We start from the raw sequence: 9,907 nt of genomic DNA on the forward strand, positions 1-9,907 counted from the left end.
GTGGTCCTCCGCTCAGGCCTGCCCCAGCGCGATGTAGCGCCGCAGGTGATGGTCTTCGTCGCCCAGTTGGTGGTCGATTATGACCAGGCGCTTGGCATAGTGCGCCAAGGGCAGCTCCCAGGTCATGCCGATGCCGCCGTGCAGCTGGATGCTCTCTTCAGCCACCAGGGTGCCGATGCGGCCGATGGTGTACTTGGCGGAGGACAGCGCGCGCTCGCGGGTGGCGCGGTCGGGATGGTTGAGCGTGGCCGCGGCGTTGATCACGGACGAGCGCGCCTGTTCGATCTCCAGCAGCACGTCGGCCATGCGGTGTTGCAGCGCCTGGAAGCTGCCGATGGGAGCGCCGAACTGGCGGCGCGTGCGCAGGTATTCCAGAGTGGCGTCGCGAGCGCAGTCCATGGCGCCGACGGCTTCGGCGCACAGCGCCAGGATGCCGCGCCCGGCGGCGCGTTCCAGCAGCGGGTAGCCTGCGCCGGCCTCGCCCAGCAAGGCTTCTGGCGCAAGCTGCACGCCGTCGAGCACCAATTCGGCCGCGCGGCCGCCATCGATCAGGCCATAGCCGCGCAGCGTCAGGCCGGGCGTGCCGGCGCTGACCAGGAACAGGCTGATGCCGGCCTCGTCGTCCGGCCCGCCCGCGCTGCGGGCCGGGATCAGGAACAGGTCGGCGTGCTCGCCCGCCGCGACCACGGCCTTGGCGCCGTTGAGCACCCAGCCGTCTGCAGTGCGTTCGGCGCGGGTCTCGACGTGCGCCAGTTCATAGCCGGAGCCGGGTTCGGCGTGGGCCAGCGAGGCCGTGATGCTGCCCGCGATCAGGCCTTCAAGGGCCTCGCGCTGGGCCGGCGTGCCGGCTTCGGCGATGGCGCTGCCGACCATGAGCGCGTCCAGCAGCGGTTCGACGGCCAGGCCGCGGCCCAGCGCTTCGAACACGACGGAAATGTCGAAGCCGGTTCCGCCCAGTCCGCCGTCTGCTTCGGCAAACAGGGCGCCGATGGCGCCGAGTTCGGCATAGCGCTGCCACAGCTTCAGGCTGTAGCCCCGCTCCGAGCGGGCATTGCGGTCGCGCGTGGCGAAGTCGCTCTGTTCGGCGACAAAGCGGCGCAGCATGTCGGAGAGCATGCGCCGGTCTTCAGTGTGTTCAAAATTCATGGCCGGCCCTTACAGTCCGAGGATCATCTTGGAGATGATGTTCTTCTGGATTTCATTGGAGCCGCCGAAGATCGACAGCTTGCGGTTGTTGAAGTACTGCGCGGCGGCGCTCTCGGCGCCGTGGGGGCCGATGGGCGGTGCGTCATAGCCGTCGTGCAGCGCTTCGGGCACGAAGGGGCGTGCATAGGGGCCCATGGCGCGGCGGTTCAGCGCGCTGATCTCCTGGCGGATCTGGGTGCCGCGGATCTTCAGCATGGAGCTTTCGGCGCCGGGCGCGCCGCCGCCGGCCACCGCCGCGACCACGCGCAGGTTGGTGGTGCGCATGTTGGCCAGCTCGATCTCGACGCGCGCCAGCCGCGCGGCGAAGTCCGGGTCTTCCGATAGCGGACGTCCGTGCTTGCGTAGGCTTGCGGCTACCGTTTTCAGGCGTTCCAGCGCTGCCGTGGATTGCCCGACTCCGGCGATGTTGGTGCGTTCGTAGGTCAGCAGGTACTTGGCGCAGGTCCAGCCGCGGTTCTCCTCGCCCACCAGGTTGGCCGCAGGCACCCGCACGTCGGAGAAGAACACTTCATTGACTTCGTGCTCGCCGTCCAGGGTGATGATGGGGCGCACTTCCACGCCGGGGCTCGCCATGTCGATCAGCAGGAAGCTGATGCCTTCCTGGCGTCGGCCTTCCTGTGACGTGCGCACCAGGCAGAAGATCATGTTGGCGTACTGGCCCAGCGTGGTCCAGGTCTTCTGGCCGTTGACGACGTAACTGTCGCCGTCGCGCACGGCGGTGGTCTTGACCGAGGCCAGGTCCGAGCCCGCGCCGGGTTCGGAATAGCCCTGGCACCACCAGTCGGAACCGTCCAGGATGCGCGGCAGCCAGTGGCGGCGCTGCGCCTCGCTGCCGTACTTGATCAGCACCGGGCCCAGCATGCTCAGGCCAAAGGGCACGATGCGCGGCGCGCCGGCCAGCGCGCATTCGTTTTCGAAGATGTACTTCTGCACGGCGCTCCAGCCGGTGCCGCCGTATTCCATCGGCCAATGGCTGGCGAGCCAGCCTTGCTGGTTGAGGATGGCGTGCCACTCGACCATGTCGGCGCGCGTCAGCAGCCTGCCCTGCGCGACCTTGGCGGACAGGCGCTCGGGCAGGTGGCTGGCGAGAAAGGCCCGCACTTCGTCGCGGAAGGCGTTTTCTTCGGGGGTGAATTCCAGGTCCATGGGGGATCCTCAGTAGATTTCAAACAGGCCGGCCGCGCCCATGCCGCCGCCCACGCACATGGTGACGACGGCATAGCGGGCGCCGCGGCGGCGGCCTTCGATCAGCACGTGGCCGGCCAGACGGGCGCCGGTGACGCCGAAGGGGTGGCCCAGGGCGATGGCGCCGCCGTCCACGTTCAGGCGGTCCATCGGAATGCCCAGCTTTTGCTGGCAATACAGGGCTTGCGAGGCGAAGGCCTCGTTCAGTTCCCAGAGGTCGATGTCCTGCACCTTGAGGCCGTGGCGCGCAAGCAGCTTGGGCACGGCGTAGACGGGGCCTATGCCCATCTCGTCGGGTTCGCAGCCGGCGATCGCCAGGCCGCGGAACGCGCCCAGCGGCGTGATGCCGGCGCGCTGGGCTTCAGCGGCTTCCATCAGCACGCAGGCGGCGGCGCCGTCCGACAACTGCGAGGCATTGCCTGCCGTGACGAACTGGCCGGCGCCGCGCACAGGGGCCAGCGAGGCCAGGGCGTCGTAGGTGGTGCCGGGGCGGTTGCAGGTGTCGCGGTCCACGGTCACTTCGCGCTCGCTGACGGCGCCGGTGGCGCGGTCGGTGACGGACATGGTCGTGGTGACCGGAACGATCTCTTCCAGATACCGTCCAGCGGCCTGCGCGGCTTCGGTACGCGCCTGGCTTTGCGCGGCGAAATGGTCCTGGGCTTCACGGCTGATGCTGTAGCGGGCCGCGACGATGTCGGCGGTTTCGATCATGGGCAGGTAGAGCTCGGGCTTGTTTGCCACGATCCACGGATCCATGCCGCTCACGCCGTCGTCGCGGGTGCGGATCTGCGACACGAGTTCCACGCCGCCGGCGATCATCGCGGGGGCGCCGTCCATGACGATGCGGCTGGCGGCCGAGGCGATGGCCTGCAGGCCGGAGGCGCAATAGCGGTTGACGGTAGCGCCGCCCACGCCGACCGGCAGGCCGGCGCGGATCACGGCCTGGCGGCCTATGTTGCGACCCGTGGCGCCTTCCGGATAGCCGCAGCCGATGAACGCGTCTTCGATCAGGGCCGGGTCCATGCCGGCCCGGTCGACGGCGGCGCGCACGGCGTGCGCGGCCAGCGTGGGGCCGGCGATGAGGTTGAATTCGCCGCGCCCCGCCTTGGTGATGGGGGTGCGGGCGGTGGAGACGATGACGGCTTCGCGCATGGCGTGTTCCTGTGTGGAGTCCGGGTCAGGCAGCCTGGTTCAGGCTGGCGAATGGGCGGCCGGATTCGGCCAGTTGCACCAGCAGCGGCGAGGGCTTCCAGAAGGCGGGGTCTTCCTGCGCATAGCCGCGGATATCGGCCAGCACGCGGTCCAGTCCCACGCTGTCGGCGTAGTGCATGGGGCCGCCGCGATAACGCGGAAAGCCGTAGCCCGACAGGAACACCACGTCAATGTCGGACGGGCGCTGCGCGATGCCTTGGTGCAGCACGTTGGCCGCTTCGTTGATCATGGCGGCCAGGTAGCGGCGCTGGATGTCTTCTTGCGTGTAGGCGCGCGGCGTGACGCCCGCGCGCGCGCGTTCGGCATCGATGGTGGCGAGGACTTCGGGGTCTGGTTCGCCTTGGCGCGCGCCGTCGGGGTACAGGTAGAAGCCGCGGCCCGTCTTCTGGCCGAACCAGCCCCGTTCGCACAGCCGGTCGGGAATCTGCACGTAGCGCAGCGCTGGGTCGCGGGTGGGCGCGCGGCGCTTGCGTGTGGCCCAGCCGATGTCGCCGCCGGCCAGGTCCGCCATCTGGTAGGGACCCATGGGATAACCGAAGTCGCGCACGGCGGCGTCGATCTCGTAGGGCGACGCGCCGTCTTCCATCATCATGTCCGCCGCCTGGCGGTGCACGGCCAGGATGCGGTTGCCGATGAAGCCATCGCACACGCCCGCGCGCACCGGGATCTTGCGCAGTCGCCGCGCCAGTTCGAAGCCGGTGGCCACGGTGTCGGGCGCGGTGTGCTCGCCCACCACGACTTCCAGCAGCTTCATGATGTTGGCCGGCGAAAAGAAGTGCAGGCCCAGTACGTCGGCGGGCCCGCGCGTGGCGGCGGCGATGAGGTTGACGTCCAGGTACGAGGTATTGGTGGCCAGCACCGCGCCGGGCTTGGCGACGCGGTCCAACTGCGCGAACACGGCTTGCTTGACCGCCATGTCTTCGAACACGGCTTCGATGATGAGATCGGCGTCGTCCAGCGCATCGTAGCGGGTCGAGCCGGTGTAGCGCGCCATGCGGGCGTCGCGCTCGTCGGCGCTGATCCGGCCTTTCTTGACCAGCAGCTCGTAGACCTGCGCGACGCGGCCGCGCCCGCGTTCCAGCGCGGCATCGTCCTGCTCGACCATGGTCACGGGAAAGCCGGCGTCCAGCGCCGAGACGGCGATGCCCGCGCCCATGGTGCCGCCGCCGACGATGCCGATACGCTCCAGGCGCCGCGGCCGGGCCGCTTGCTGGCCCGGCATCTTGGCCGTGTCGCGTTCAGCGAAGAAGGCATGCACCAGGCCCGCCCGCTGCGGGCTGTCCAGGCATTGCAGGAACAGCGCGCGTTCGGTGCGCAGGCCATCCTCGAAAGGCTGCTCGATGGCGGCGCGCAAGGCTTCGACGATCTTGCCGGGCGAGTACAGCCCACGGGTGGTCCGCGCCACGCGTTCGGCCGCTGCCTCGACCTGGGCCAGCGCGGCGGTCCGGTCGGCGAGCGCGCCGCCGTCGCGGGTGCGGCGCGGACCCGCGCCGATCGCCAGCAATTGCCGGGTGTAGGCCAGGCCCGCGTCCAGGGGATCGGTCTCGCTGGAGAGCGCGTCCACCAATCCGGCTTCCAGGGCGGCGCCGGCAGAGAGGTGCTTGCCGGTCAGCATCAAATCCAGCGCGGCCTGCGCGCCCATGAGGCGCGGCGCGCGCTGGGTGCCGCCGGCGCCGGGCAGCAGGCCCAGGTTCACTTCGGGCAGGCCCAGCTTGGCGCCCGCGAGCGCGACGCGGTAGTGCGCCGCCAGCGCCACTTCCAGTCCGCCGCCCAGCGCCGCGCCGTGCAGCGCGGCAACCACCAGCTTGGCGCTGGCTTCGATCTGGTTGCAGACGTCGGGCAGGATGGGCGGCTGCGGCGGCTTGCCGAATTCGCGGATGTCGGCGCCCGCGATGAAGTTCTTGCCCGCGCCCATCAGCAGGATGGCGCGGACCTGCGGATCGGCCTGGGCGTCGCGCACGGCCGCGGCCAGATCGCCGCGCACGGCGGCGCTCAGGGCATTGACGGGGGGATGGTCGATGGTGACGACGAGAATGTCGTCATAGCGGCGCGCGTTGGCCGCGCCGGTGCTTGCGCTGTCTGTCATGGACAGTGTCTCCGATGAGGCCTGCCGCCGGAGCGCCGCTGGGGGCGAGGGCTAGGGCCGGGCGGACCAGGAACGGCCCGTCTTTTATGGCCTCATTCTTTCGCAGTAAAGAAGTCTTGACAATGGCATCGATAATTGACATTGAAGTCAAAAAAATTTGACAATGTGGAGGTGACTTGCTGCGGCGTGGAGGCCCGGAATGGACACCAAATCCCTGACGTTGCTGGTGGAAATCCTGGACGCGGGCAACCTCAGCGAGGCCGCGCGCCGCCTGAAGATGACGCGCGCTAACGTCAGCTACCACTTGAATCAGCTGGAACGCTCGGTAGGCATGCAGCTGGTGCGGCGCACAACGAGGCATGTGGAGCCGACAGAAATCGGACTGAAGCTGTATCACCACGGCCGCAGCATCCAGGACGAACTCGCCGCGGCGCGTGAATCCGTCGAGACCCTGGGCAAGACGCCGCAGGGCAAGGTCAGGCTGAGCGTACCCAGCGGCTACGGGCAGTTCGTGATGACGCCCTGGCTGCTGGAATTCAAGCGGACCTATCCGGATATCGTGCTGGACGTGTTGTTCGAGAACAGCGTGGATGACCTGCTGCGCGACGAGGTCGACATCGCGGTGCGCATCATGTCCGAGCCGCCGCAGAACCTGGTGGCGCGCGAGCTGGGCCAGGTCCGCTACGTGGCCTGCGCCTCGCGGGACTATGCCGCCGCCCGGGGCCTGCCGCAGCATCCGGAAGAGCTGTCGCGCACGCCCATCATCAGCGCGGCGGTCATCGGCCGGCCCTTGCGGCTTTCGGCCTACTACGGCGGCCAGCCGCGGCAGCACGTGGTGATGGAGCCGACGGTGATCTCGCGCAACTACGCGTTCCTGCGCGATGCAATCCTGGCCGGGCTGGGTGTGGGCGTGGTGCCGGACTACGTGGTGCACGACGACATCGCGCGCGGCGACCTGGTGGCCGCGTTGCCGCAATGGCGCTTGAGCATCTTCGGACGCGGCATGTACATGCTGTATATGCCCAATCGCCACCACCCGCGGGCGATCTCGATGATCATCGAATTCATCCTGGAGCGCGCCCAGGCTGCGCACGAAGGCAGGCCGGGGTTGCTGGAGGCGGTGGGGTAGCGGGGCCAGCCCGCTGAGGCGCGTGCAGGCCCTGGACGCGCGCCTTTCCTGACTGGCCGTTCAGCTTGGCGGGCATAAAATCCGTGTTCCTATCGGCAAGCGGCCGCAGGGCCGCGCCCATTTTTTCCAGGCCCGTCCATGTCCTCTTCCGACGTCCAATTGCTTCTTACCGCGCTGGCTAGCGTGCTGGTGCTGGTTGCGCTGATCGTTTCGCGCATCCGCATGCATCCGCTGCTGGCGCTATTGATCGTCTCCATCGGCGTGGGGTTCGCCACCGGCATGGAGCCCGTGGCCATCGTCAAGAACCTGAGCAATGGCGCCGGCAAGACGCTGGGCGCGGTGGGCGTGGTGATCGCGCTGGGGGCGATGCTGGGCAAGATCCTGGCCGACTCGGGCACGACCGAACGCCTGGCCAATGCCATCCTCAGCCATACCTCGCCGCGCATGATTCCCTGGGCCATGACCCTGGTGGCCTTCGTCATTGGCATACCGATGTTCTTCGAGGTCGGCCTGGTGGTGATGCTGCCGCTGATCTTCAGCGTGGCGCGCAAGCTGGAAAGCCAGCAGCGATTCAAGGGCTCGGCCTACGTGTATGTGGGCGTGCCGGTGATCTCGGCGTTGGCGGCAATGCACGGCATGGTGCCGCCGCATCCGGGGCCGCTGACCGCCATCGCCACGCTCAAGACCACGGTGGGGCCGACCATGATCTACGGCTTCATCGCGGCGCTGCCGGCCATGGTCTTCGGCGGCCCCTTGTATGGCGCTTTCATTTCGCCGCGCATGACGACGCGTCCGGACGAGGCGCTGCTGGAACAGTTCACCACCACCCGCCAGGAGGCTGCCGGCCGCAATGCGCCCAGCGTAGGCCTGGGGGTGCTGGCGGCCTTGCTGCCCGCCTTGCTGATGCTGGTGCACGCGGGCGCGGAAATGCTGCTGCCCAAGGACTCGCGCGCCATGCACGTGGCGGCGTTCCTGGGCGACCCGATGGTCGCGATGCTGCTGGGCGTGCTGTTCGCCGCCTTCACCCTGGTGCTGATGCGCGGCGGCGACGCGGAAAAGCTGCGCGACGCCATGGGCAAGAGCCTCAAGCCCATCGCCGGCATCATGCTCATCATCGCGGGCGGCGGCGCGTTCCAGCAGGTGCTGACCAGCGCCAAGGTGGGCGATGCCATCGTGCAGCTGACCCATCAGTTTTCCTTGCCGCCGCTGGTGCTGGGCTGGCTGATCGCCATGCTGCTGTCGGTGTCCACCGGATCGGCCACGGTCGGTATCGTGGGCGCGGCGGGCTTGCTGGCGCCGCTGGCGGGCGCCGATCCCAGCCTGAACCTGCCGCTCCTGGCGCTGGCCATCGGCTGCGGCTCGCTGTTCTTCAACTACGCCAATCACGCAGGCTTCTGGATGGTGAAGGAGTCCTTCGGCATGACCATGGGCGAAGCGACCAAGACGATTTCGGTGGTGCAGTCCATCGTGTCGGTGGTCGGGCTCATCATGGTGCTGCTGTTCAACATGCTGCCGCCGCTGGGCTGACGCCGCTGCGGGCCGTAATTGTTATGCTGGGTCTGTCGTTTCCGGAGACCCCATGACAGAGATGCCCCGTTCCGCCGCCACGCATTCCGCGCTGGCTTCCGAAGCGCGCCGCACGCAGTTGCGGCGCATGAAGATCGCCGCGCTGGCGCTGTTGGTGGCGATGGTCTGCGGTTTCATCACCAGTCACGTCATGGGCGGGCAGGGCGCCTGGGCTTGGGTGCGGGCGTTCTGCGAGGCGGCCACGGTGGGCGCTCTGGCCGACTGGTTCGCGGTGGTGGCGCTGTTCCGCCGGCCGATGGGGCTGCCGATTCCGCATACGGCCATCATTCCCAGCAACAAGGACCGCATCGGGGACAACCTGGCGGTGTTCGTGCGCGACCATTTCCTGGATCCGGACACGCTGATGGAGAAGCTGCGGGTGTTCGATCCCGCGGCGCGCCTGGCGCGCTGGCTGGGGCGCCCGCGGCAGGCGCGGGCCTTGAGCGAGGGGGCGCGCAATGTGGCCCTGCAGACGCTGGACCTGCTGGACGACCGGGCGGTGCGCGGGGTGATCCAGGAGTTCGTGGTGAAGAACCTGCGGCGCTGGGACGCGGCGGATACGGCGGGCGAGGTGCTGGGCCTGTTGACGCGTGACGGGCGGCATCAGGAGCTGCTGGACGCGGCGCTGGAGCGGCTGGGCGGCTATCTGGGCGACGAGGACGTGAAGGCGCGGGCCTCGAGCTTGCTGGTGAAGTTCGCGAAGAAGGAATGGCCGCGCATCATTGCGGCGGTGGACGTGGTGAAGTCGGTGGACGGAATTGCCGACAATCTGGCGGACCGGCTGGCGCGGGCGCTGGTGGAGGAACTGCGGGACGTGCTGTCCGAGCCTGGGCATCCGGTGCGGCGGGATTATGAAGCCTGGGTGCAGGATTACATCCGGCGGCTGAAGGATGATCCGGCCTTGTCGGCGCAGGTGGAGGCGCTGAAGCAGCGGGCGATCGATCATCCGAAGGTGCAGGAGTACGTGCAGGGGCTGTGGGACGATATCCATGCAGCGTTGCGGCGCGATCTGTCATCGGAGGATTCGGCGCTGGCGCGGCATCTGGAGAGCGCATTGCTGGCCTTGGGGCGCAAGCTGGGGGAGGATCCGGGGTTGCGGGAGGCGATCAACAATCACGTGCTGGGTGGGGCGCGGAGGTTGACGGGGCGCTTGCGTAGCGGGGTCACGGAGCACATTTCCCGCACGGTGAAGAATTGGGATGAACGGCATCTGGTGGATGAGCTGGAACTTAGCGTGGGGAAGGATCTGCAGTACATCCGGTTCAATGGCACCTTGGTGGGCGGGTTGATAGGGGTGGTGCTGCACGCGGTCGTGTTGCTGGTTCGAGGGTGATGCGATTGCCGTATGGGATGGCTGTTGAGGATTCGGCTGCTGTTTTCTGCGCTTCGTAGGCCGCCCGTCGGCGCGGGCGCCTGGGTGGCGAGCGCCCACGATTGCGGTCCGGAGCCTTCGCTCCGGACTGCCCCGTCGTCATCTTCGTCCAGGCCTGCGGCCTTCCCTTCAGATTCCCTCGGGCGCATCG

7 protein-coding genes are annotated in these 9,907 nt (G+C 68.4%); 3 read left to right on the top strand and 4 right to left on the bottom strand.

Translation table 11 applies throughout. The features are described 5' to 3' along the window. Positions 1 to 12: 12 nt before the first annotated feature. From DXK93_RS24315 to DXK93_RS24330, 4 genes are read right to left on the bottom strand one after another with little or no spacing between them, the layout of a single operon-like run. Positions 13 to 1,146, bottom strand: a complete 1,134-nt coding sequence (locus DXK93_RS24315) for an acyl-CoA dehydrogenase family protein (RefSeq protein ID WP_119451403.1) — start codon at positions 1,144 to 1,146, stop codon at positions 13 to 15. Between the two features lie 9 nt (positions 1,147 to 1,155). After that, on the bottom strand, positions 1,156 to 2,352 hold the full coding sequence (locus DXK93_RS24320) for an acyl-CoA dehydrogenase family protein (protein ID WP_119451404.1): 1,197 nt from the start codon (positions 2,350 to 2,352) through the stop codon (positions 1,156 to 1,158). Between the two features lie 9 nt (positions 2,353 to 2,361). Continuing rightward, entirely contained in the window at positions 2,362 to 3,543 is a 1,182-nt protein-coding gene (locus DXK93_RS24325; protein WP_119451405.1) for an acetyl-CoA C-acyltransferase, read from the bottom strand. Between the two features lie 25 nt (positions 3,544 to 3,568). Then, on the bottom strand, positions 3,569 to 5,689 hold the full coding sequence (locus tag DXK93_RS24330) for a 3-hydroxyacyl-CoA dehydrogenase NAD-binding domain-containing protein (protein ID WP_119451406.1): 2,121 nt from the start codon (positions 5,687 to 5,689) through the stop codon (positions 3,569 to 3,571). A 199-nt stretch (positions 5,690 to 5,888) separates the two neighbouring features. Here DXK93_RS24330 and DXK93_RS24335 point away from each other — a divergent pair, with 199 nt between their 5' ends. From DXK93_RS24335 to DXK93_RS24345, 3 genes are all read left to right on the top strand, one after another. Continuing rightward, on the top strand, positions 5,889 to 6,818 hold the full coding sequence (locus tag DXK93_RS24335; protein WP_119451407.1) for a LysR family transcriptional regulator: 930 nt from the start codon (positions 5,889 to 5,891) through the stop codon (positions 6,816 to 6,818). 138 nt (positions 6,819 to 6,956) lie between these two features. Continuing rightward, positions 6,957 to 8,345 carry a GntP family permease gene (locus DXK93_RS24340; protein WP_054456407.1) on the top strand — a complete coding sequence of 463 codons (1,389 nt, stop codon included), beginning with the start codon at positions 6,957 to 6,959 and terminating at the stop codon, positions 8,343 to 8,345. Positions 8,346 to 8,397: 52 nt separating this feature from the next. Beyond that, positions 8,398 to 9,717: a DUF445 domain-containing protein gene (locus tag DXK93_RS24345; RefSeq protein WP_370127507.1), complete on the top strand. Its 1,320-nt coding sequence runs from the start codon at positions 8,398 to 8,400 to the stop codon at positions 9,715 to 9,717. The last annotated feature ends 190 nt before the right edge of the window (positions 9,718 to 9,907 follow it).

The sequence above is a fragment of the Achromobacter sp. K91 genome, assembly GCF_003576205.1.
In the GTDB taxonomy this organism is placed as follows: Bacteria; Pseudomonadota; Gammaproteobacteria; order Burkholderiales; family Burkholderiaceae_B; genus Achromobacter; species Achromobacter aegrifaciens.